13 protein-coding genes and 7 pseudogenes are annotated in these 22,166 nt (G+C 59.2%); 12 read left to right on the top strand and 8 right to left on the bottom strand.

Going from position 1 to position 22,166, the window contains the following annotated elements:
* Nucleotides 1-20: 20 nt before the first annotated feature.
* A pseudogene (locus ACFOJ9_RS00460) lies at nucleotides 21-157 on the bottom strand (IS630 family transposase); the annotation flags it as partial.
* Nucleotides 158-459: 302 nt separating this feature from the next.
* Nucleotides 460-1,806 carry a lysine N(6)-hydroxylase/L-ornithine N(5)-oxygenase family protein gene (locus tag ACFOJ9_RS00455; protein WP_378987478.1) on the bottom strand — a complete coding sequence of 449 codons (1,347 nt, stop codon included), beginning with the start codon at nucleotides 1,804-1,806 and terminating at the stop codon, nucleotides 460-462.
* Nucleotides 1,807-3,455: 1,649 nt separating this feature from the next.
* On the opposite strand from ACFOJ9_RS00455, the gene ACFOJ9_RS00450 reads away from it, so the two are divergent.
* Both ACFOJ9_RS00450 and ACFOJ9_RS00445 read left to right on the top strand, forming a co-directional pair.
* Nucleotides 3,456-5,540: a prolyl oligopeptidase family serine peptidase gene (locus tag ACFOJ9_RS00450; RefSeq protein ID WP_378976387.1), complete on the top strand. Its 2,085-nt coding sequence runs from the start codon at nucleotides 3,456-3,458 to the stop codon at nucleotides 5,538-5,540.
* A gap of 180 nt (nucleotides 5,541-5,720) precedes the next feature.
* Nucleotides 5,721-6,416: an OmpW/AlkL family protein gene (locus ACFOJ9_RS00445; RefSeq protein WP_095085157.1), complete on the top strand. Its 696-nt coding sequence runs from the start codon at nucleotides 5,721-5,723 to the stop codon at nucleotides 6,414-6,416.
* An 811-nt stretch (nucleotides 6,417-7,227) separates the two neighbouring features.
* On the opposite strand, the gene ACFOJ9_RS00440 is transcribed toward ACFOJ9_RS00445, so the two are convergent.
* Nucleotides 7,228-7,455, bottom strand: coding sequence for a hypothetical protein (locus ACFOJ9_RS00440; protein ID WP_378976385.1), 228 nt, complete (start codon nucleotides 7,453-7,455; stop codon nucleotides 7,228-7,230).
* 867 nt (nucleotides 7,456-8,322) lie between these two features.
* Here ACFOJ9_RS00440 and ACFOJ9_RS00435 point away from each other — a divergent pair.
* Complete coding sequence (locus ACFOJ9_RS00435; RefSeq protein WP_378976383.1) at nucleotides 8,323-8,541, top strand: hypothetical protein; 219 nt, start codon at nucleotides 8,323-8,325, stop codon at nucleotides 8,539-8,541.
* Nucleotides 8,542-8,822: 281 nt separating this feature from the next.
* On the opposite strand, the gene ACFOJ9_RS00430 is transcribed toward ACFOJ9_RS00435, so the two are convergent.
* Entirely contained in the window at nucleotides 8,823-8,993 is a 171-nt protein-coding gene (locus tag ACFOJ9_RS00430) for a hypothetical protein (protein WP_378976381.1), read from the bottom strand.
* 195 nt (nucleotides 8,994-9,188) lie between these two features.
* Between ACFOJ9_RS00430 and ACFOJ9_RS00425 the strand changes: the two are divergent.
* Nucleotides 9,189-9,326 (top strand): annotated as a pseudogene (locus ACFOJ9_RS00425) (IS21 family transposase); the annotation flags it as partial.
* Nucleotides 9,327-9,530: 204 nt separating this feature from the next.
* Nucleotides 9,531-9,761 (top strand): hypothetical protein, encoded by a 231-nt coding sequence (locus tag ACFOJ9_RS00420; protein WP_378976379.1) that lies wholly within the window; start codon nucleotides 9,531-9,533, stop codon nucleotides 9,759-9,761.
* A gap of 367 nt (nucleotides 9,762-10,128) precedes the next feature.
* On the opposite strand, the pseudogene ACFOJ9_RS00415 reads toward ACFOJ9_RS00420, so the two are convergent.
* Nucleotides 10,129-11,141, bottom strand: a pseudogene (locus tag ACFOJ9_RS00415) (IS110 family transposase).
* Between the two features lie 587 nt (nucleotides 11,142-11,728).
* Complete coding sequence (locus tag ACFOJ9_RS00410; RefSeq protein WP_095082018.1) at nucleotides 11,729-12,559, bottom strand: Effector protein NopP; 831 nt, start codon at nucleotides 12,557-12,559, stop codon at nucleotides 11,729-11,731.
* 873 nt (nucleotides 12,560-13,432) lie between these two features.
* Here ACFOJ9_RS00410 and ACFOJ9_RS00405 point away from each other — a divergent pair.
* Both ACFOJ9_RS00405 and ACFOJ9_RS00400 read left to right on the top strand, forming a co-directional pair.
* A complete protein-coding gene (locus tag ACFOJ9_RS00405; protein WP_378976377.1) occupies nucleotides 13,433-13,771 on the top strand; it encodes a hypothetical protein in 339 nt (112 codons plus the stop codon).
* Between the two features lie 346 nt (nucleotides 13,772-14,117).
* Nucleotides 14,118-14,300: pseudogene (locus tag ACFOJ9_RS00400) on the top strand (IS66 family transposase); the annotation flags it as partial.
* Between the two features lie 274 nt (nucleotides 14,301-14,574).
* On the opposite strand, the pseudogene ACFOJ9_RS00395 reads toward ACFOJ9_RS00400, so the two are convergent.
* A pseudogene (locus ACFOJ9_RS00395) lies at nucleotides 14,575-15,598 on the bottom strand (IS110 family transposase).
* A 74-nt stretch (nucleotides 15,599-15,672) separates the two neighbouring features.
* Between ACFOJ9_RS00395 and tnpC the strand changes: the two are divergent.
* Nucleotides 15,673-16,233: pseudogene (tnpC, locus tag ACFOJ9_RS00390) on the top strand (IS66 family transposase); the annotation flags it as partial.
* A 287-nt stretch (nucleotides 16,234-16,520) separates the two neighbouring features.
* Here the strand turns inward: tnpC and ACFOJ9_RS00385 are convergent.
* Nucleotides 16,521-17,636, bottom strand: a complete 1,116-nt coding sequence (locus tag ACFOJ9_RS00385; RefSeq protein ID WP_449288640.1) for an IS110 family transposase — start codon at nucleotides 17,634-17,636, stop codon at nucleotides 16,521-16,523.
* 560 nt (nucleotides 17,637-18,196) lie between these two features.
* Between ACFOJ9_RS00385 and ACFOJ9_RS00380 the strand changes: the two genes are divergently transcribed.
* The 4 genes and pseudogenes from ACFOJ9_RS00380 to ACFOJ9_RS00365 all read left to right on the top strand — a co-directional run.
* Entirely contained in the window at nucleotides 18,197-19,360 is a 1,164-nt protein-coding gene (locus ACFOJ9_RS00380) for an efflux RND transporter periplasmic adaptor subunit (RefSeq protein ID WP_378976373.1), read from the top strand.
* Nucleotides 19,361-19,363: 3 nt separating this feature from the next.
* Entirely contained in the window at nucleotides 19,364-20,182 is an 819-nt protein-coding gene (locus ACFOJ9_RS00375) for an ABC transporter ATP-binding protein (protein WP_378976371.1), read from the top strand.
* 34 nt (nucleotides 20,183-20,216) lie between these two features.
* Nucleotides 20,217-21,293: an ABC transporter permease gene (locus ACFOJ9_RS00370; RefSeq protein ID WP_378976369.1), complete on the top strand. Its 1,077-nt coding sequence runs from the start codon at nucleotides 20,217-20,219 to the stop codon at nucleotides 21,291-21,293.
* A 70-nt stretch (nucleotides 21,294-21,363) separates the two neighbouring features.
* Nucleotides 21,364-21,512: pseudogene (locus tag ACFOJ9_RS00365) on the top strand (IS3 family transposase); the annotation flags it as partial.
* Nucleotides 21,513-22,166: the final 654 nt, after the last annotated feature.

The following is a 22,166-nucleotide window of genomic DNA, read 5'->3' as shown; positions in this document are numbered from 1 at the left end:
GCTACTAGAGCACGTCCTGTTTAATCTTGGTCATATCCGGCGGCCTGGAAGTAGTTGGCGTGAACTAATCAAGGAGCGAGCCGACCGCGTCCCACAGAGCCGTGATGGTTCTCTCGGCCTTGGCGCGCAGGAGTGCCTTGAGTTTTGAGAACGCGTCCAAGGGTTCTGTAAACAGGGCCGGATCAATCGCCTTATCTGGTCCGGAAGCGACACTCATCGCCAAAGGGCGGTACCATCCTTTGATGTCCGACCCAGCTTGGCCGCCAACGCCACTGTGATCTTTCGAGTGAGCGACCGAGTCCGGTCTTGACAACCGTAGGAAAATGCACGCCCCCAGAATATGCGATGCGCCGATGGATCCGAAGGCTTGTTCGGTCACGATGACAAGGCTCCGGCTTTGGCCGCAGGGGAGGCGGACACCATCCTTGTATGCCACCGCCGATGATCAAAGGCGAAGCTTCATATTTTTTGGCCCCGCTCTGGAGCCAGGGGACCAGGCCACCGCTCGATCGAGGTGGAACTGATAAAGTCAGGGGGCTCGGGTTTCGCACGTGGCGCGCGCCCCAGAAGGCTGTCGAGGATGCGACGCGCACGCCAAGCAAGCAGGCTTAGGCTCGGATCGACCAGCCCGCGCTGCCCGAGGCTCGCGTTCTGGACGAAGATGCGTCTGTCGCGCGGTCCGTCCCAGCGCACCGAAAAATCCTCGCAAATAGCCAACTCATTGTCGATCTGCTCCAACCGGTCCGCGATCGGTTCCAAGAAGTCTGGCAACGCGTTCTGGTAACCAGTAGCCAGGATAACGATGTCGGCCGTAACCTCTCCGACATCTTCCATGCCGCGCTGCAGGATCAGCCTGTGGCCCGCACCGACGTTGACGCAGCGTGAAACTTTGCAACCCGGCTGCAGTGTGATCTCACATTCGTTTGGCTCGAGAAATGTGTGGCGGTACAGCGCCTGATAGGTCGCGCGTAGCGTGCTTTCTGAAATGCCGTCCGAGGCAAGCACGAAACGACGCAGGAACAGCTTGCGCTGCGACTCGCTCATCCCCGCCAAACGATCCGAAAAGCAGGACATGAACAGCTCATTTGTGAATGGGCTGTTGTCGAGAGGCACGTAGATTTGGCACTGCGAGACCCAAGTGATCAATCGAGGCCGTAGTTCTTTCGGCAGGCCGACGAGGTGCAACAGCACCTCGGCCCCCGACTGGCCTCCGCCAACGACGGAGACATGCTTTTTCCCCACCTCAGGATGGATGTCTAGCAAAGCGGATGAGTGGAACAGGTTGCGTCCAGTCCAACCCTGAAACTGAGGCGGAATCTGCGCCTGCTTGCCAATGCCAACCACGACGTCTCTGGCGCCGAGAACCGCGTTATCCGTGCGCACCCGAAATTCGCCGTCATAGTAGATTTCGCGCACGGTCTCGCCGCCGCGGACAAGCGGGTTTCTGTGGAACGCCCATCTCAGGTATTGCTCGAACTCAGCTCTGAGCACGGCGTTGAATTGTGCGTTCAGAAAATGGTACAGACGGCCGTGCTCGTGCAAGTAGTTTACGAAAGTGTAGGCTGATCGCGGATTCACCAGCGTAACCAGATCCTCGAAGTGGCTGACTTGGAGTTGCGAGGACTCGAATGTGATGGCTGGATGCCAGCGCAAGTCGACCTGCCGATCCAAGAACTGCGCCTCTAGTCCTGTTTGCTCGTCGTGTATCTGACACGCAAGACTCAAATTCAACGGCCCAGCTCCGACCCCAATGCAAGAGAGCTCCACTTGCCTTGCTCCTACAGGTGTTTCCCGGCCAGGCGGCATGTTCGCGGCAAATATCGGCTTGCGCCCCTCGCGGGCGTTATCGAGCTCCGGTCCTGACCGGATTTGCGACAATTGTCCTGCGCGTTCGGGCTATCGAACATAGACGCCGAGCATTCCAACCGGTGGCAATCGACGGGTCATGGTGGCGACATGGGTTGGGGGGCATCAACGCATGTCCTTGCCGCCGGCCTCCACGACCACGTCGCCATCACTCGACACGGTTGCCAGGCCCATCACGTATTTGAAGCCGGCGCATGATGCGCCGGCCTTTCGGCGGCTTGGTGGCAGGCAAGGGCGCGGTTTTCACCGCGGCGTCGGGCATTTTCGGTGCGCATGAAATCATGGACGACGTTTCTCGCTGATACGTTCGCAGAATCCCGTGCATAGGCCGTGCCAAAGAAGGAAATCAGATCAAAGCAATTGGTTGGCGGATTTTCAAACCTGTCGGAAATCCGACATTGAGGGGTGCGCCTCACGGCGGCGCCCGATTCGCACGTCGATGTCGCCCTTTTTCGAAGAGCCAATCCGTCACCTTTTGAACCAGAAGATTCGGAACAAGGACGGTGTCTTTATCATCGGACGGTGCAGGCCCTTGTATCTCCAGCTGGACAGACCGCGACATGCCTTGTCATCAAAGTCGGCAGTCGCAAGAGCAACCAGATTCTTCACCAATCATGCCGTTGCACTGGGTCGATCACGACATCCTCGAAGGCAGCGATGATGGCGGGTGACGCCATCTCATTCCCGCCGCGAGGCCTCTCTCATGGGAAAGCAATTCGCTCGGACGATGCTCTTGGTCAGATGGTTGCGGATGGGCGCATGCCCAGACCTAAGCGCATCAACTATCGCACTAGCTGGGAACCTCACCAACTGCATTGTCGACCGTATAGAGATAGCCGGAAGAGCTTTGCGCTATAATCACATTGCCAACCACGCATCCAAGAGAACAAGCGCCATTTGGTCCCTGCGACCCAATCTAGGCGCGGAGGGATGAGGCCGCCAAGCAACCTTTTGCGCGCCCACAGGTAGGCCAGGATCACGGGCGCCGCGATGCGCTCGGCATTATCGAAGTGAATTGCGTTCTCCGTCGCCGCGAAATGAGAAAATTGCAGCAATGCCCTTGATGTCGCCGCGAACGATCCGGTGCCCTCAAATCCGACAACGCTGCTCGCCAAGAGCTCCATGTTGCCACGGTCGGCGCCATCAATGCGAAAACACCCCTGAAAAAGCTCGACCTACGGTTTGGCGATCTGCCTCAGAAGCAACCGATTGCCCCGTGGCCGAAGTCGATCCGAAGCTCGGTCAGTTCGCGTAGAGCTTCACTGCTCGAGTTTTCCGCGGTGCCCACGGAACCCGCACAGGAGACCGATCATGCGTCTACGGCTGCACGCGTTGTCGGGTCTTCGACAAAGTCGGACATGAGACACAGCGCCATCAGAGCCATCTCATTGTTGTGAAACGATTTTCTCATTTGGCACGACACGTGCTGCACTATCCACATACGCACTTCGGCGCGGATAGAGGAGAAATCATTCCATGATCACGCTGGCCGAACATGTGGTCGCCCCCGCGAAAGCCGAGCTTTCCCGAGCCGACGGAGAATCTTGCGCTTGTTTTCCAGTCCACATCATTCTTCAGGTTATCCGGACATGACGGCATTCGATTTGCGCCCAACGCTGAATGCTCCCGACGATGATCCCTATCTTTGGCTTGAAGATGTAGAAGGCGAACGGGCACTTGACTGGGCGGCCAGCCAGTCGGCCAGGACCTTGGAGCACTTCGATGGAACACAGTTCGAGCGCGATCACGATGCCCTGACAGCGATTTTCGACCGTCTCGACAACATTCCCCTTATCACTCGCCGCGGACAGCACCTCTACAATCTCTGGCGAGATGCCCGAAACCCGCGCGGACTGTGGCGGCGAACCACCCTTGCCGCCTATATGACGGCCGATCCCCAGTGGGAGCCCCTGCTCGATCTCGACGCGCTCGCCGCCCGCGACAGCGAGGACTGGATCTGGGGCGGCGCGTCGGTCGAGCCTGACAAACGGGAACGAGCCGTTCTGCGCCTGTCGCGTGGCGGCAGCGCCGCGGTCGCGCATCGCGAATTCGATCTGGGCACTCTGAGCTTAGTCGCCGACGGTTTCAATCTCCCGGAGGCGAAGGGCGGCATCAATTGGCTCGACCCCGACACGCTTCTGCTGTCCAGTGCCTTTGGTGATGGCATGGCCACCCGCTGCGGCTACGCGCGCACCGTGCGGCTGTGGAAGCGTGGCGCGGATCCGCTCACCGCGCCGGTAATCTTCGAAACCGGTTCCGAATCCCTCGGCGTGTCTGGCCATCTGGATCGCACCGCCGAGAGCGAGCGCCTTTGGTTCATCGAGAGGCCGGCCTTCTTCGAGAAGATAATCCGAATCGGCGACAGAAGCGGGCCGAAGATGCAGATCGACCTTCCTCGGGACGCCTGGTGGAATGGCTTCGGCGACTGGCTGGCGGTAAAGCCGCGCAAGCCCTGGACCGTGGGAGGGACGACCCATGCCGCCGACACGCTGATAGGCATCTCGCTCTCTTCCTTCATCGCCGGAAAGCGTGATTTTAGCACCCTCTTTGAACCAGGCGACAGGCGCTCCCTGCAGTCCTTCTTCTGGAATGACTGCAAGCTCATCATCTCCTATCTCGTCAATCTCGTTCCGCGTTTCGAGATGTTCACCCCCGGCCGTCAGGAATGGACACGCCTAGCGCTGGAGACAGTGCCTACCGAAGGAACTGTTTCTCTCTGGCCGCTCGATGCGGAACGGCACGTTTCCAATGGAGAGGTCCTCGTTTCGGCTCAGGACCCGATCACGCCGCCGCAGCTTTTCCTCTTCGACCTCAATGCCACGCCTCTCGGCGCTCCAGTGATCCTGAAGCGCCACCCGGAGAATTTCGACGCATCCGGTCTAGTGGTCACGCGACACGAGGCAGTCGCGACCGATGGTGAAATGATCCCCTATACGCAGGTCGGCCCGGCGAACAGCGACGGGGATGCTCCGCTTCACCTCACCGCCTATGGCGGGTTCGGCATATCGTGCCTACCCTCCTACAACTCCCCGCTCGGCAAGCTATGGCTCGAACGCGGCGGCACTTGTGTGGTGGCGAATATCCGAGGGGGCGGCGAGTTCGGCACCCGTTGGCACGAGGCGGGTCGTAGGGAGGGCAAGCGTCTTGCGCATGACGATTTCGCCGCCGTTGCCACCGATCTCGTGCGAAGGGGCATCACGCGGTCGAGGCGGATTGCCGCCGAGGGCTGCTCAAATGGCGGTCTGCTGATTGCCAATATGCTGACCCGCTATCCCGAGCTTTTCGGTGCGCTGTTCTGCGCAGTTCCGCTTATCGACATGCGCCGCTACACCAAGCTTTTTGGCGCAGGCGGGATTGGCGAATATGGCGATCCCGACAAGCCGGAGGATTGGACTTTCCTCCGGGAAATCTCCGCCTATCACGCCGCAACGCCGGGACAGCCCTATCCGCCGATCCTGCTTGCCACCACGAAGCGGGACGACCGCGTCCACCCGGGCCACGCGCGCAAGACGGCCGCAAAGTTGCAGGCTCTTGGCTATCCGGCTTACTTCTACGAGGCCAGCGCGGGCGGGCACGGCTACGGCAAGAACAATCGGGAGCGGGCCGCATTCGTCGCCCTGGGCCACAATTTCCTTCGCAGTGCGATCGGCTGGCGCGCCGATAGCGGTCGATAGGTGGCCGGGATCAACAAGAGCAACATTTCAACAAGTAGCACAGGTCGATTTTTGTGAGCACACGCAGAACGGGTGCTCGGTCTCACCAACATGAGCAGGAGGCTCATCCGGTCTCAGCAAGTTCGAGCAGGATCTTTCATAGTGCAGTGCGTCATCTCTGAAGAGCAAGGAAAGAACATCATGGCGAAAAAGCGAATGGGCGTGGCGCGGGAGGTAGCAGCGGCCCTCGTCCTCATTGTGGTGGGACAGCAGGCCGTCGCGGCGGACCTGGTGCAAGCCGCGAGCGTCCCGCAGGCAGGAGCCTCGGTCACGGAATGGCCAAGCCCTTGGCAGGTCCGCCTGCGCGCGTTGGGGGTCATCACTGAGGATTCAGGCCACGTCAACGCGGTGCCCGGCTCCGGTCTTTCCTATTCGGACTCCCTGACACCGGAACTCGATATCTCCTATTTCTTCACCGACAACATCGCCGCCGAACTCATACTCGGCACGACCTACGCCAACATCGACGGCCAAGGAACGATCGGTGGGCTGGGCAAGGTCGGCAAGGTTTGGCTGCTGCCGCCAACGCTCACACTGCAGTACCATTTTACCGATTTCGGCGCCTTCAAGCCCTATGTCGGTGCCGGCGTGAACTACACGATCTTCTATAACCAGGATGCCGGCAGCGCCGATGCTCTCAAGGTTAAGAACACGTTCGGCACCGCGCTACAGGTCGGATTCGACTACATGGTGGATCAGCACTGGGGTGTCAACTTCGACGTGAAGAAGCTTTTCCTGAAGCCAGACTTCGACGTCACGGTAGGCGGCGCGAAGCTGACAGGCAAGGCCGCGCTCGATCCCTGGTTGATAGGCGCAGGTGTCACCTACCGTTTCTGATACCCGCAGCGAAGGTCGGTTGCGACAGCCGATCTGAAAGGAGGGGCGCCTCGTGCGCCCTTTTGCCGTCCGCCCTGCATCTCGACGGGCAGCAGCCAATTGCGAGACTACACTTGAAGAAGCCGTTGTCGAAAGGGGGCCTCCCCGCTCCCACAGAACAAAGAAGGGTACGCTTGGTCAACGCGACCTGGACTAACGCCTGAAATGGAAGTGTTTAGACGCACCAGGGAGCAGGATGGCTTTGCCGTGTTGATGCGATGCTGCGGCCACACTCCTCGCCGACATAGTCTCCCGGAAGCATGTCTGAGCTCTATGCAGCACGATCGGCTATCCGACGATCATCCGGTTGGATCAGGGAGCGAGTTCGCCTTTCACGACTTCGACTATGCCTGCACCAAGGCGTCATCCTATGCCCGCCGGATCATCGGCTGGCGGGTGAAAAGAGCCCCCGGCTTGTGGTGGTGAAGGGCGTGCCCCTGAGCGCCCGTTCAGGCGGAGCCTGGTCGGGATTGCACAGCCGGAACGGGCGCGGCAGGTTGGCTTTTCGGCTTTAGTCTAGCTTTGAAAGCGGCTCTGAAGCACCAGGATTCGTTTCCACTTTCGACGATCTCGCAACGATGCGTAAGGCGTTCGAGCAGCGCGGTCATTTTTGGAAATTTGTCCCCGCCCGAGACGCGCTTGGTAGGCAAAACGCGGGTTTTGCAGCCTTTCGCTCTACAACTTGTGATTGCGAATAGGCGACGCGTCGGCCCCCAATCGAGGCCGACGCAGCTTTTACTTTCATCCTGTTTGTCGTGCGGCTATCGCTTGTTCAGTTTCGGCGGTAGAACACAATGATGTCGTTTTGCCTGCCTGATGGCCCCAACGCCGCTGTGTAGGGCACGCCACCGATGGTGAAATTTGTCTGCGGCTGCGACGGGCTCGGCAGCACGCCCATGTAGTGCATTCCGCGCATGAGGTCCTCAGGCGCGCGCTGATCGCCGTGTTGCCAGCCGGGGACGTAGATTGCTAGATCCGGCGCCGGAAGCGCGTTGGGCACGTGTGCTGCCCCAAAAATCCATGCCCCGGCGCCTTGATCCGATGGGCCTGGCTGGTTAACGGTGGGCGCTGGCGAAGGCGCATTCATTCCCTGCCAAATGGGCGGCGGAGAAGCGCCGCCCGGCGCCGCCTGGGCCGCATCATAATCGCCCCAAAGCTGGTCTTGATTGTAACTTGACACTCGCGACGGGGATGACTGCGGAGAAGCGCCACCCGGCGCCGCCTGGACCGCATCATAATCGCCCCAAAGCTGGTCTTGATTGTAACTTGACACTCGCGACGGGGATGACTCATGCTCTGGTGATGGCTGTTGCACTGGCTGGCGAGAGCTGCCCTCCGCAGCATGCGAGGTACCCTCTCCAAGGGTTTCCCGATACTTCCTCAGCATGGCCACCCCACTCTGGACCCTGGGGTCGTCCGCACACAGCTCCCTAGCATAAGCCTTCAGCGATTCGTCACTAAGTCCATTAAGAGACAAATTGTAATGCTGCTGGAGCCTTCCAGACAATCTGCGGAGACTCGTGCTACTGTTAGTTATAGACCGCGCCTCAAGCCTCCCGCGAGCCGCACTACCCGCATTATGGATTAACGCCGCATCTTCAGGAACGACAGTATACCGCCTTCCCTGTCCCTGACGCGAGGTACCCGCTCCAGAGGTACCCGCCCCAGAGGTACCCTCTCCATAGGTACCCTCGCGGTACGCCCTAAGCATGCCCAACCCCGTAATGACCCGGGCTTCACCCGGAAACAGTTGCTTAGCATAATCCTTCAGCGACTCGTCACTAAGTCCATTGAGAGACAAATTGTAACGCTGCTGTAGTGCTTCAGATAACTTGCGGAGACCCGAACTGTTCACGACTGCGGAGCGATGCGCAATCTTCTGGCAAGCCGCATTACTCGCATTCCGGATGAGGGCCGCGTCATCAGGGGCGATGCCGTACCGCCTCCCATGATCGGGAGCGTCCTGCTGGCCCGCCTCTTCCAGGTGCTCCTCAAAGTCGCGCTGCGCGGCCTCCTCCGGCTGACCCCCCTGTCCTGCCTGCTGCTGGGCCAGCATCGCGTAGTACGAGTTTTGCCAATCTGGTGAGAAGGGATTGAAGTTCTTCGGATCCATAATTCACCTCCGTGGTTTGAGAGATCCATCTAGCGAGGAACGATCCTACCCGCATCCGCTGACGAGAAGCTGACGAGGCCCGCAGTTCAAAGACTGACAGCGCAGGCCTGCCGTTAGAAGCAGCGCTGAAAGGAAAAAGGGTCAGGCGGTTTCAGGTGCATGGGAAGGATTATTCACAAGATGTGCGAACGGCCATTGCGTCCGCACTCGAAGGCGTCAGCGGAGCGTCAGCTAACGTGACATCCTCTCGGCTCTTACCGGTGCAAGAACAATGCAGGATCGATTTTTTTGTATTTACTGACGCTGGCGCCGAACAGCTCAATGCACGAGTATGTGATGGCGTGCAAAATTTTGCTCCGATTTTTATCTGTTGCCACCGTCGGCACTGCTGCTTGCGCATTGGCTCGGCCTTCCAGCTCCCACATCAGCCATCAATTCGAATTGAACGGTCGTCAGGTCTTCTGCTGCGCCACAATCGCACGCGTTCGAATGTCGGACCGACGACCAAGTTTCCGATCTTGATCGGCTCTGGGCCTCCTTCACGCTATGTGTCGTGCAGGTCTACAATACTGTTCAAAAGCTGGCGGCAGGGCACATAACCGCGCGGGACACAAAAGTTCGACAACCCGAAGGCGCTGGTCGAACATCACGGTGCGGCGACACGGGAGGTGCGGTTCAACGTGTGGCTGCCCGCCGTTGCCCGCTACTGGGGATTTACGCCACGGGCTTCGGCTACGTCAAGCGCTGCTATTGCCGGCGGCGGCTCGTGACCGGGGCGGCGGATTCTCTTCGAGGGCGTGGATGTAAGTCAGAACTTGCGGACTGTGGCACTTGTGCTTGCCCCCCGGCGCCAAGGTATTGATGGCGGCGAACTTCACTTGCAGCCAGGTCGTCTCGTCCTGATCGACCGTAATGCGATGACGTCCCGACCAAGGCGCCGCCGCAAGTTGGGCAGAGACGCGATGAGCTGGATCGTGTGGGGCAGAACCGGCAGGCCGCTCGGCCAGCCTGTTCGTCCGCACCCGCACGAGGAAGCTGGTATCAAGGGCCTGCGCGGTGCAATAGAGCTCGTAGAGGTCGCTCTCCTGGTCAGCCACATGCACGCAGCGCTCGGGCGTGCCAACGAGCGCGATGGACTGGCGCAGGTTCTCCAGCCATACGGGGCAATCGGCCCGCCGATGTGGGTCGTTTAAATCGCAGCTCCGTCAAGGCTAAATTCGATCTTTCTCCGACCTACGGTTGTTTGGTTGTTCCGTCGTAAGCTTGGCTGGTTTTAAAGCGCCTTCAACTTCTGCGTTCTGCGGTGCGGGTGATGCCGTTTGCCGGGTACAGGGTCGTTTACGCGGTCGAGACAGCCCGCCGCAGGATAGGTCTTCGTGGGACGGATCTTCCAATGTAATTGACGCACTTTGCTACCAGAATAGTGGCAAGTGCAGCCCACATCGCGGAATGATCCTGTCCGCGTCCCGACAGGGACGGATCGGCGCGTCCACAGCGTAGGCGCAAACGATAGAAAAGTCAGTTCAGAAGAGCGCTGCCTCTGGCGTCTTGTTGCGCATGTCAGGCTTCAGCAGCGATGCAGCGCTCGAAGAGTTCGCCCGTTCGGAGCATGGCATGCATGATCACGGCAAGCTTGCGCGCGACCGCGACGGCGGCTCGCTTGAACCCGATTTTCTCCTTGAAGCCCATATACGCAGCGCGCTATCGGCCTTGGTGCGCGTGAGGATCACGGTCGCCGCTTCATACAACAGTCCGCGTAGATGGTTGTCGCCCCGCCGGGATATATGACCGTCGTAATCGACTTCGCCCGATTGGTAACGTCTGGTGGTTAGGCCGATCCAGGCGCCGACCGAGCGCGACTTTCTGAAGTTTTCCGGATCCTCGATGGCCGCAACGAAGGAGGAAGCCGTCACCGCGCCGACGCCCGGGATCGACGCAAGCAGCTGGCATTGCTCACTCGAGCGGGCCGAAGCGACAAGCTGCTTGCTCAATTCGGCAGCGCGGGCGCGCACTCCAGGCATCGAGCAACGGCATGATAATCTGCTTGTAGCCCAGCATTGTTCGCTAGCAGGCTGCGCACATGGTCCTCGAACACGCGTCCCGCACCCTTGGGACGACCAGGCCGAACGTCTTCATCAGACCGCGGATCTGGTTGGACAGCTGGGTTGTCATCTTGAGCAGCTGATTGCGCGCTGCGACGAGCGTGCGAACCAGCATGCTGTCAAAGCTCTTCACTCGCACCTCGCGGTAAAAGCCGACCTCGGCAAGATGCGCGAGCCCGTCCGCGTCATTTGCATCGGTCTTGTTCGGCGCCATATCCAGCGCCGCCTTGGCATGGCGGGCATCAATGCAGATCGCCGGCAAGCCTTCCAGCGTCAGCGCATGATAGAACCAAACCGCCAGGGGTCCCGATTCGAACACGACACGTTCGGCGTTCGGAGCACGCTTGCGGATGACCTGTGCTATCAGTTTCGGATCGGACGGGCATTTTCCGCGCCAGATCCGCTTGCCTCCTTCGCGCACGAGACGAATGTATCTTTCAATGACACGTCGGGGCCGATAAACTGCTTCATGGTTGTCTCCCGTTTGATGCTGGGCTCGGCTATGTGGTCGTGAGCCCGTATTTCATCCTATAGGGGGCAACCATCCTTCCAACGCATCGCAACCGCGCCAGTGTTCCCAACCCCGCGATTACCCTATGTAATCGGAAGCCGGCGTGGGCCGCGGCAGACGTCGTTTTCAGCTGCTGGACTGCTTGCATGGCGATATATGCGCCTAGACAGAGGGTCGCCGATCGGGCTGTTGGGGTAGCCGGTGATGATCCTGGCGAACACGTCGGCCAGGTAGCCGAGCGGCTCGACGTCGTTTCAGCTTGGCGCGTTTCGATTGACTCGATCTGGGACTATGGCGTCGGAGAAGACGGCGCCAAGTCGTTCGCTGATGCCGTCATCACAAACCGTTCGGATCTACGAAGTTCATAAAGAAAACCTGTGGTGCGCAGGCGGTAATGGCTCCGCTAGCGAACCCACGCCAAATGGATACCGCTCGCTGCGCGCACTGCCATTGCCGACGAGCGGCTTCGCTTATGCGCATGACATGGGACAGCATATATAGTCAGATGCGGCGCCCGCCATCGCGACTAAATCCAACAAGAGTCCGGTCACATAAAGTCATCCTCGTACGAGCATCTGGGTGAACCTGATGCGCTCTCGGTATCACTGCTTTCGCTGTCCTCAGTTTTGCAGAGATAGAGCGGCGGTTTGTCTGCACGCTGCCATTCACCGGCACTGTTCATCGTCCACTTTTCGGGATGCTGGGTAGGGTCAAGGACCATGTCGCAATCATCTACTTCAACAAACCCCATCGTCGCTGCGCGGGCTTGTGCTTCTGGATTAGCCGCACGCCAATTCAGCAACGGTCGTTCGCCGTCCATCCGAAGTTGATGCTCCAGCAGAATATCGCCTGCATTCTCGGCCAGCGGATGAGCGACCTGTAGATCCACTATGGAGGTGACCTCGGTTCGGCCAGGAAATTGTTGCCGCCAACTGTCGGATTCGAAATCAGTCATTCTGAATCCGCCTTCCGTTCTCAGCAGTCCGGCACTCTGGTTTCCCAATTGGTAGCTGAAATATCGCGCGTGCTCCGTGTCTCGGCGAATGCCGTATTGCCTAGCAACGTCCGCAGCGCGTCTGGCTCGGGAGGATACGAATTCCGAATACTCTTGTGGATTGTCGGCGATGTGCATGATCTCATCGCCATGAAATTGCCTCACCTCCCTCGTGAAAGAAGACCTGTCGATCTCCACCACCGGAGGTCTGGGATGGAGGGAGTACGGTTGCGTAGCCGCCGACGATGAGTCGCCGCTGGAATCGGATCCGGCTAAGTGCATCCGGGCAAACATGTCCCCGAGCTCTTGATTTTCTGCATCTGCTTGCCCGCTGGCATTACGCGTGTAGCGGACGTCGGACGAGCCACCAATTCGACCATACATGACGATTCGCACTCCTATCCTTCGAAATTGAGTTCAGGCCGGTTAACCGCGCAGGTCTAGATAGACCGTTTAGTTGACGACTAGCTGACGAATGAGTTCTCCCGGATGCAGAAACGAAACTCCGAACTGTTTTAATTGTTAGCGATACTGAAAAGGCTGCGGCCTACCGCAGGTCAGGCCATCCGCACTTTCGGATCTTGCTTGCTGTTAATCCAAAGGGGAGCAGTCCAGCCTCGTCGTCGGCATGAGAGAGAGCGAGAACGTGGGCAAACCACGTTGCGGTCGAGCCGTTGAAGCTGGGAGTTCGTCCTTGCCTGCTCGATGACGCCCCGCGCAACACCTTCTGGCAGGTGTTGCCGGCGAAAAGAAACAGAGCGCCGTCGCCTTGCTCTTGCTTGAGGCGGCTATCGCCTGCTCGGCAGCTTAGGTTACAAGTCGAAAGACCCAGCAAGGTAGGCCGCAACCTTGGTTAAAGCCATCCGCGCCAAACCGCCAAGACCAACGTAAGTGGGCAGCTGAGGCCGTTCAGCGCTGGGTATGCGGGGGGCAGGATCGAAAGGCTTGGAGCTCAGGCAGGATTCCTTGGTGAGGAATAGACTTCCATCTCGTTTGTAACCGGTATGAGATTCTTGGTGCCGATGTCCGGCTACGCTTTTCTGATGCGCGGCGTATGGTGCGACCATCCGGGACGGAGGCACCGGGAGCACGAAGGTGGGGGCAGGCCGATGCACACGATGAGCTGCGAGCTCGTGTTAGTAGCTGGCCGCCTCCGCGACTCGCCCGGTTGAGCCGTGAGCGCGAATCCGGGCCAAGCGTGGCCCTCAGATTGCTGCCGTCGACGTGGCACGAAAATTGGCGGTTCTTTGCCGGCATATGCTGACGCAGCAAGAGGACTACCTCTGGGCGCGATCCAGTCTGGTCGCCCACAAGATGCGCAACATGGAGCTGCAGGCCGTCAAGCCGCATAAGAAAGGCAACCGCCGCGGTCCGACCTATGCTTACAATGTCAAGGAACTTTGGAATCAAGAGATGCGTGTCGCCGAGCGGGCCCAGGAGGGTTACGAACACTTCGTCGAGGCTTGGCGCCCGCGCCCGCCAAAGGAAAGGGCGCGGGCGCCTCAGTCCGGCAAGGCTCGAATAAGGCGGCCCGGCGGCGCTTTCAGCCGGTGCACCACGCTTCGCCACGAGGTCGCCCGCGCTGGACGACAATAGCTGACTGCGGCGGGTATTTCCAGTTGCGCCAGCCCTCGGGGCTTTGCACCCCCGATCCGATCGAGCATGCCGCCGTGCTCGGGCCGATCAAGGCCAAGCCTTGCGGTGGCCGCGTAAAACGCGGCCACCCTCGACTGCTCCTGCGCCCGGCGGCTGTGAAATGGGGCGATCGGGACGGAAGAACACCAGCGACGCGGTCGAACCAAAGAACATACTCGGGGAGGTTCCAGGGCTCGTCACAAAATAACGCTTGTCGATCTCATCCGTCGTGGGCAATCACTTGTTCAGTTTCGGTAGACCAGAATGATGTCGTTTTGCCTGCCTGATGGCCCCAACGCCGCTGTGTAGGGCATGGGACGGAGCCGATCCGCCCGGCGTCGCCTATGTCTACGCGCCCGACCGCAAGGCGGAGCGGCCGATCGCCCATCTCGCAGGCTTCACCGGCATCCTGCAGGTTGATGGCTATGGCGGCTATCGCGTGCTCGCCGACAAGAGCGGGGTAACGCTCGCATTCTGCTGGGCACATCTATGGACGCCCCCGACTTTGCAAGGACTTTATGCGCGGCTTCGGCAATGCCTGCGGCTGCAGTCATCTATTCGGCCTCTACGATGTGGAGCACCCTGCGCCACGGGCCTTGATGGAATATCCGCGAACCGGCCCCCAATCACGTTGCGCGAGCTCGAGGCTCGATGCGCCCAACGGGTTCACCCGGTCCCGGTACGCCCGGTCTTGCCATCACCTGCTTACTTACCCTCGCAACCGCATCAGCCCGAAGCCGGGCCGATTAGAATGGCGGCGAAGATCATGCCGCTTCACGCGCCAGTGCGCCGTAGGTTCCACCGTATCGCAGCAATGCCCACACAACTCGTGCCGTCTTGTTTGCGATCGCCACGACCGCAACATTGGCAGGCCGCCGGTCCCTCAATTTAGCGAGCCAAATCCAGGTGCGTCCTCGCCAGCGCATGATCGAACGGCTACCGTGAATCAGCAGCTTGCGCAGATAGCCGTTCCCTCGTTTGCTGATCGAGCCGAGATGCTCCTTGCCGCCCGTGGAATGGCTGCTTGGGCACCAGCCCGAGCCACGCGGAAAAATGACGGCCGGATTTGAAGTCGGCCGGATCCCGCATCGACGAGACCAGGGCACTCGCGGTGACAACGCCGACCCCGGGTATCGTCATCAATCGTCGGCAGGCGCTGGAACCTCTCGCGACGGCAACCAGGTCGCTGTCGATCCGGGCGAGTTTGGTCTTCACCTCTCTTAGCTGTTCGACGAGATAACGTAGCGCATGCCGCGCCACAGGCGGAATACGCGCTTCCGATTCATCTTCGATCAGAACGGTCAGAAGGCCGATGTTGTGTGCCCGGTTCGGACCGATCACGCCGAATTCCGCCAGGTGACCGCGGATCGCGTTGATCAACTGGGTCCGCTGACGAACCAACATCTCTCGAACTCGGTGGATGACCAGGATCTCCTGCTGCATCTCTTCCTTGATGGGAACGAAACGCATCGTCGGTCGCGTGACTGCTTCGCAGATCGCCTCCGCATCGGCGGCATCATTCTTATTGGTCTTTACGTAGGGCCGAACGTATTGCGCCGGGATCAAGCGGACCTCGTGCCCCATACTGCGCAGCAGCCGACCCCAGAAATGTGCACCCGGGCAAGCTTCCAGCCCAACCAAGCAGCTCGGAAGGACGCGAAAGAACTGCTCCACGTCATCGCGCCTGAGCTTCCGTCGGACAATTGCTCTCCCATGCTCGTCAGCCCCGTGAACCTGAAAGACTGATTTGGCTATGTCGAGACCGACCACGTGAACTTCATCTGGCATGGCAATATCCTTTGTTTGACCACGCCCCATACTCCTCGCCACAGGGCGGAAGCGGAAGGGGGCGTCCATGCCATCACGTGCGCCGCCGCTTCTATGAACTGGCCGCTGCCGGCCCCGCGCCGATCGCCAGCGAGGCGCTCAAACGGATCGCCGAACTCTACAAGATCGAGGACGGCATCCGCGGCCGACCAGCCGATGAACGTCGTGTCGTGCGCCAGGAAAAGACCGTTGCGATCATCGCCGATCTTGAACCTTGGTTGCGCGAAAAACTCGGCCTGATCAGTCAGAAAACGAAGCTCGCTGAAGCCATCCGCTATACACTCTCGCGCTGGGAAGGGCTCACCCGCTTCCTGAATGACGGCCGCATCGAGATAGACAGCAACACGGTCGAGCGTTCCATCCGTCCGATCGCGCTCAATCGCAAGAATGCGCTCTTCGCCGGCTCCGATGGCGGCGCCGAGCACTGGGCTGTCGTCGCCTCACTGATCGAAACCTGCAAGCTCAACGGCGTCGAGCCGCTCGGCTATCTCGCCGACGTCCTCACCAGGATCGTCAACGGACACCCCAACGGCCAAATCGACGAGTTGCTGCCCTGGGCCTACATCACCGCGCACGAACTCAAGGCCGTGGCCTGAGAACACCGCTCTGATGTCCGCTGTCAAGGTGTGGAACACAGGAGGTCGCCCGATCCGAGGACCGGCTGCTCATTCTGATGATCGCGCATGGGTGGAGGCGGAACTGAAGGACGTCGGTGATCAAGCTCTGATGCGCGGGTTGGCTACCGCATTCCCGATTGTGCGTCCGGGGCTGTTCCTATCTTACTGCGGGCGTCGGCTATGTTGCCGGCCACAAAGCGTCTGACGGGCATTTCCCCTGCCGGGTCCCGCCTCCGCCTATGCGCGAGATGAAAGCCGTCCCAGGTCTATGACCTGATCGCCTGGGCCTCCTTTGCAACGGCCCACATGAAGCCGGCCAGTTCACGGGCGATCGCTGTGCACACCACTGTTGTCCTCTTGCCTCGTCCGCTCAACATTCGATAGCGGGCGGTCAGCCGTGTTTGGGCCTTCCATGCGATCTCGCGCACCCTCGGTGGAGCTTGCTCCAGCCGGTACAGCTTCATCTTGCCTACCTTGGGAGGATGCCTGTACGTCCATGCGCTCTCGACCAGCATATGGCGAACCCGGCCGTTCCCCGCCTTGGTGATGCCGCCCCGTCTGACTGTCTCACCGGTCGATCGTTCGCCGGGAACGAGGCCAAGATAACCCATGAGCTGGCGCGGGCTTTCGAACCGCTGTACGTCGCCAACCTCGGTGGCGAATGTCGCGGCAACGATCAGGTCGACGCCCCTCAGGGTCTGCAGCGCCCGCACGATCGGCGCCAGGGACCAGGTCGGAATGAACTCCTCGATCACACCCTCAAGTCGCTCGACCCGCTCTTTCGAGACTCGAACTGCTTCGACCATTTCCTGAAGCGCAATCTGATGCGCCGGGTGATCGAACGGTTGCTCCTGCAGCCAGCGCAGATAGCGCATCGACCAGCCCTTCCTGCGAGGGTAGATCCGTCCGTGCTTGAGCATGAAGGCGCTCACATGCTGCCGGTGGACGCGAAGCGTCTCGACTGCGGCCGCCCGGGCGCGGACGAGATCCCGCATGGCTTCGTGACCTTCATCGGGGACCCACACTGCCGTCAGTTCGCCGGCGCGCAGCAGTCGAGCCAACGCAAGAGCATCCCGGCGGTTCGTCTTTACTCGATCGCCGGGCTTCCTTGGGATCAGCGACGGGGCGACTACCATGCATTCATGGCCGAGCGATCGGATCAGCCGATAGAGACCATAGCCGGTCGGGCCGGCCTCGTAGCAGAAATATACCCGATCAAACTTGGCGGTGATCCGCCGGACAACTCGGCGCATGCTCTCATCCGATGCGTCAACCTCGCCGAAGAAGCGAACCTCTCCCTCCCGGCCAGCGTCCGCAATCGCGATGGCGTTCCTCAGCTTTGCGACATCGATTCCGACAAAAACTTCCCTATAGTCTGCCACGGCTCGTCCTCCTGTGATGAGGATCGGCTCGGCCCGCCCGAGCAACCCTCGGACGCGCAGTGTAGGGCGAGCCACCTCACCGACAGAGGCGGACATACGGTCTTACCGAAGATCCCAGATTGTGGCGTTGCAGACATAGAAGGTTGGCACGCGCATTGCAGGACAGTCATGAAGGGCTAGTGATGGTGACAAGCATTGAAACCTTTGAGGTGCTTCGAAGAGATCCGTTTTCGAAAGGTGCCGGCCGATGCGTCCTTTTGAGCAGCGCAAGCTATCGGCGGAGCACTCCATAAGCGCATCACAGTTCCGCAATGTCCTAACTAGATCTTCTGCTAACTTGTTTGATTTTGACCAATTAATAATCTTCCTGGATTCTCATCACACGGCCATACATGCCATATACATCAGCTACAATTCATGTTTATAGTTATGTATATAGGCTATATTTTTGTTCATATTAATATCTGAACAAACTTTCCGATAAACCAGTCGCTTAATAGAAACCTCTAGGAATTTATCTGCTCTGTACGCATGTAAATAGCGAGTGTCATGGATCTCATATGGGAAAAAAATCGATATATGTCCTAGTGGCGGTCGCGGCTATAATTTTATGTGCAGCGTATCTGTCTTTTTTTTCGATGAACTCCGCGGAAAGCTCGCGAGGCGACGAAATGACGGGGATTGTTACGCGAGGTTCAGTTGAAGAAGTCGTATTAGCCCTGGGCACTCTCGAGCCGACTTCGATGGTCCGGGTTGGCACCCAGGTAACGGGCCAGATTAAGGCAATCCATGTTCGCGTCGGCCAGACCGTCATGCCTGGAGACCTTCTGGCAGAGGTCGACGCCGTGACAGAGCAAAACACCCTTAGAACTGCGAGGGCCAAGGTAGAGGACATGAAGGCCCAGAGGGACTTGAAGCAAATAGAAATACGGTTCGCGGAATTCGACTACCGCAGACAGCGTAGCCTCAGCAAGCATAATGCAGTCACTACCAAGGAGTTGGAAGAGGCTGAAAAAACATACCAGACGCTATTGGCCGATCTGGTCTCGCAGGAAGCCAAGATTCGGCAAAGCGAGGTCGAGGTTGAGTCCGCGCAAGCCGCTCTTGCACATACGCGGATCACAGCGCCCATGAACGGCAAGATCTTGGCGATCCCGATCGAGCCGGGACAGACGCTCAATTCTGCGCAGACTTCGCCAACGGTCGCCGTGCTCGCGAACCTTGACGAGATGACGGTAAAGATCCGGATTTCCGAGGTCGACGTCTGGCGTACAAGGCCTGGTCAAAACGCGTGGTTCACGATCATCGGAGATCCACAGACTCGCTACCAGACCACGCTTGAGGCGGTTGAATATGCACCGCCGTCCATCGCCGACGAGCCGGCGAACTATCGCTCCGCGGAGAAAGCGGAAGACAGCGCAATCTATTACCACGGCGTGCTTAGGGTGAAGAATCCTGAAGAAAAGCTGCGACCCAAGATGACCGCTCAAGTGCACATTTCTATGGGACGTGCGGATGATGTCTTACTTGTGCCGTGGGCCGCTCTTTCGCTGCGACAGGCGGACGGATCATACCTAGTCAACGTGAAGGACACAGGCGGCAAGGTAGCAGAGCGACCTGTTCGGATTGGCTATACGGACAGGATCCACGCTCAGGTGCTTGAAGGCCTTCGTCAAGGAGAGACCGTATTGCTCGGCGTATCCGAGCCAAACACAACGAGCTGAATGATGAACCATCTGATAGAGCTCCGCGATCTTGGCCGGTCGTTCAGCCTGGGCAGAGAAACCGTCGAGGCACTCGAAAGAATCAATCTCAATGTACAGCGCGGCGAATTCGTGGCGCTTGTGGGCGCGAGCGGGTCCGGCAAATCGACGCTCATGAATATCCTGGGGTGCTTGGATGCCCCGACAGCCGGCACTTACCGTTTGGCCGGGCAGGATGTCTCGGCCCTTGGTCAGGACGGGCTCGCAGAACTCAGGCGCAGGCATTTCGGCTTTGTGTTTCAGCGGTATCACCTCCTGAACTCGCTGAGCGCAATATCGAACGTCGAGGTGCCGGCTATCTATAGCGGCGTGTCGAAGCCGACGCGCCAAGCCCGAGCCAGGCGATTGCTGACCCAACTCGGTCTGGGAGATCGGCTCCATCATCGCCCAATGGAAATGTCGGGGGGGCAGCAGCAGCGCGTATCGATCGCCCGAGCATTGATGAACGGTGGAGAAATCATTCTTGCAGATGAGCCGACAGGGGCGCTCGATTCAAAGAACGGGGAGCTTGTTCTGGACCTCCTGAAGACCCTTCATGCGGAGGGACACACCATCATCATAGTTACACACGACATGTGCGTCGCTCGACACGCCGATCGGATCGTCGAGATCAATGACGGACAGATCGTCTCTGATCGACGCAGCGCCGCGAGTGGAGCGCCTCCCTTGCGCGACCTGGTTGATGTTGCGGAAAATGTCGGTTTCCTGACGAGCTTCCTCAGAAGAACGTCCGAGGCTGCCAGTATCGCATTGCGATCAGTTTGCCGCACATCGGCTGCGTAGCGCTCTTACACTGCTCGGAATCGTCGCCGGCATCATGTCGGTGATTGCCGTCGTTGGTCTCGGTGAGGGTGGCCAGACGATCGTTCTCGACCAGATCAACAGCCTTGGCGCAAACTCGATCCGCATCTTCCCTGGCACCGGCTGGGATGACCGAAACCGCCGACATGCCGACAGCCTCACTCGCGACGACGCGGCCGCCCTGACAGAGCAATCCTACGTAAATAGTGTCAGTCCGGTGACCATGGATTCAGGGCAGCTCATGTTCGAGAGCAGGACCGCTGACGGAGAAATCATGGGCGTGAGCAACGCCTATTTCGACGTCGCGCACCGTCCCATAACGCAAGGCAACCGATTCACCGACGGTGGGAATGCCACTCTGCCGGAGGCGATCATCGATAGCAACACCCGACGAACGTTCTTCGGCAATTCAAGGACCCCGATTGGTGAGATCCTGGTCATCAAGGGTGTGCCCTTCGTGATTGTCGGTGCCGTTGGAGAGCAGGATGGGCAGCCGCAAGTGTTCATTCCACACCTCAGCGTGTTTTCCCGCATTTCGGGCTCGCAACGGCTGCGCGAGATAGACGTCCGAATCAATGGGAGCGTTGATACAAACGTTGCCGAGAAAGCCATGATAGCGTTCTTGGAGAAGCGTCACGGAACGCGGGATTTCTTCACATACAATAGCGATCAGCTACGGCGGTTGCTCCAGAAGACGACGCGAACTTTCTCGATGCTCTTGGTTTCCATCGGAGCTGTCGCTCTGTTGGTCGGAGGTATCGGCGTGATGAATATTATGCTGGTTTCGATCACCGAACGCACCAACGAAATCGGCTTGCGGATGGCTGTAGGAGCCCGGGCGAGCGATATTATGTTGCAGTTTCTGATCGAGTCCCTTGCCATCACTATCATGGGGAGTTGCGCGGGCGTCGCCCTCGCCTTCGGCCTTGGCGCGCTCGCCGGCTCCATCGAAACAACCATTCCGATGGTGATCTCATTGCACGCAGTCAGCGTCGCTTGCGTCATGGCTGTTATGATCGGTGCGATCTTTGGCTTTTTCCCTGCGAAAAAGGCGGCGCATTTGAAGCCCGTCGAGGCGTTATCTCGCGATTGATTGATGCTGACCACACAGGGACGTTGCGAACAGAGCAACGGTGCTAACATTTATCGTCATGGGCTGATAGCGCTCATCCGAGGCCGTCGAGTTCGCGGCGTTGGAATGGTGGACTGGTTCAACAATCGCCAGTTGCTGGAGCCCATCGGCAACATCCCGCCGGCCGAAGCCGAGGAGCGCTATCATGCCATGCTGGAAGAACCAGCCATGGCCGCGTGACTCAAACGAAACGGCCTCCGGCAAACCCGGGGCGGCTCATAGGGTCTAGTCAGTTCGGCATCGGTGAACCGATTCGGGAAGAGCCTCTCGCGATAGTCCAGTGGTAAGGCTATACGGACAGTGGCTTTTTGGGCGTTTGGGACTTTAGGAGCCCTTGTCTAACCAGGGCGGACATCGTGTTCCGTGCCGTTCTTTCCGATGTCTTGAGCACAAGGTGAACATCACCGCGCTCGAGTGATTCGTGCTTGAGGACCGCCGCTAAGAGAGCGGGCGCGCGTTTGTCGTCGCTGATGTCCTTGACCAGGAAGCGGTACCGATCCTCCAGGCGATCAAGGTCGAAAATCGCTGTGGAGAAGCGTATTTGATCGAGTGCCCCGGTAAGGAACCACTCGCAGAACTCCTTGAGGGCTGCTTCCGAGAGATCGCCTCGGCCATTGAGGTCCCCGCGACGAGGGCTGTCTGCATGGTCCATCATCCGTTTGTATTCGCCTCGATCCTCAAGGCTGCGGGCAAGGCCTCTGGAGATCGACCATAAGCCAAGTCCCCGATGCCTGCTTTCAGCGCCATCGCATGCGACAGTGGTGACACACGGCCATTGCCGTCCGGGAATGGGTGGATGTGTGGGCGGAAGCGATGGCAATGATACGAGTGGTC

This window comes from Mesorhizobium cantuariense (assembly GCF_042647205.1).
In the GTDB taxonomy this organism is placed as follows: Bacteria; Pseudomonadota; Alphaproteobacteria; order Rhizobiales; family Rhizobiaceae; genus Mesorhizobium; species Mesorhizobium cantuariense.
This window is presented reverse-complemented; position numbering and strand designations above follow the sequence as displayed.

Excerpts from the sequence above, each read along its gene's own strand:
- ACFOJ9_RS00455 (WP_378987478.1), bottom strand. The coding sequence starts at position 1,806 with ATGCCGCCTGGCCGGGAAACACCTGTAGGAGCAAGGCAAGTGGAGCTC.
- ACFOJ9_RS00450 (WP_378976387.1), top strand. The coding sequence starts at position 3,456 with ATGACGGCATTCGATTTGCGCCCAACGCTGAATGCTCCCGACGATGAT.
- ACFOJ9_RS00445 (WP_095085157.1), top strand. The coding sequence starts at position 5,721 with ATGGCGAAAAAGCGAATGGGCGTGGCGCGGGAGGTAGCAGCGGCCCTC.
- ACFOJ9_RS00435 (WP_378976383.1), top strand. The coding sequence starts at position 8,323 with ATGCGCAATCTTCTGGCAAGCCGCATTACTCGCATTCCGGATGAGGGC.
- ACFOJ9_RS00430 (WP_378976381.1), bottom strand. The coding sequence starts at position 8,993 with ATGTGGGAGCTGGAAGGCCGAGCCAATGCGCAAGCAGCAGTGCCGACG.
- ACFOJ9_RS00420 (WP_378976379.1), top strand. The coding sequence starts at position 9,531 with ATGAGCTGGATCGTGTGGGGCAGAACCGGCAGGCCGCTCGGCCAGCCT.
- ACFOJ9_RS00410 (WP_095082018.1), bottom strand. The coding sequence starts at position 12,559 with ATGTATGGTCGAATTGGTGGCTCGTCCGACGTCCGCTACACGCGTAAT.
- ACFOJ9_RS00405 (WP_378976377.1), top strand. The coding sequence starts at position 13,433 with ATGCTGACGCAGCAAGAGGACTACCTCTGGGCGCGATCCAGTCTGGTC.
- ACFOJ9_RS00380 (WP_378976373.1), top strand. The coding sequence starts at position 18,197 with ATGGGAAAAAAATCGATATATGTCCTAGTGGCGGTCGCGGCTATAATT.
- ACFOJ9_RS00375 (WP_378976371.1), top strand. The coding sequence starts at position 19,364 with ATGAACCATCTGATAGAGCTCCGCGATCTTGGCCGGTCGTTCAGCCTG.
- ACFOJ9_RS00370 (WP_378976369.1), top strand. The coding sequence starts at position 20,217 with ATGTCGGTGATTGCCGTCGTTGGTCTCGGTGAGGGTGGCCAGACGATC.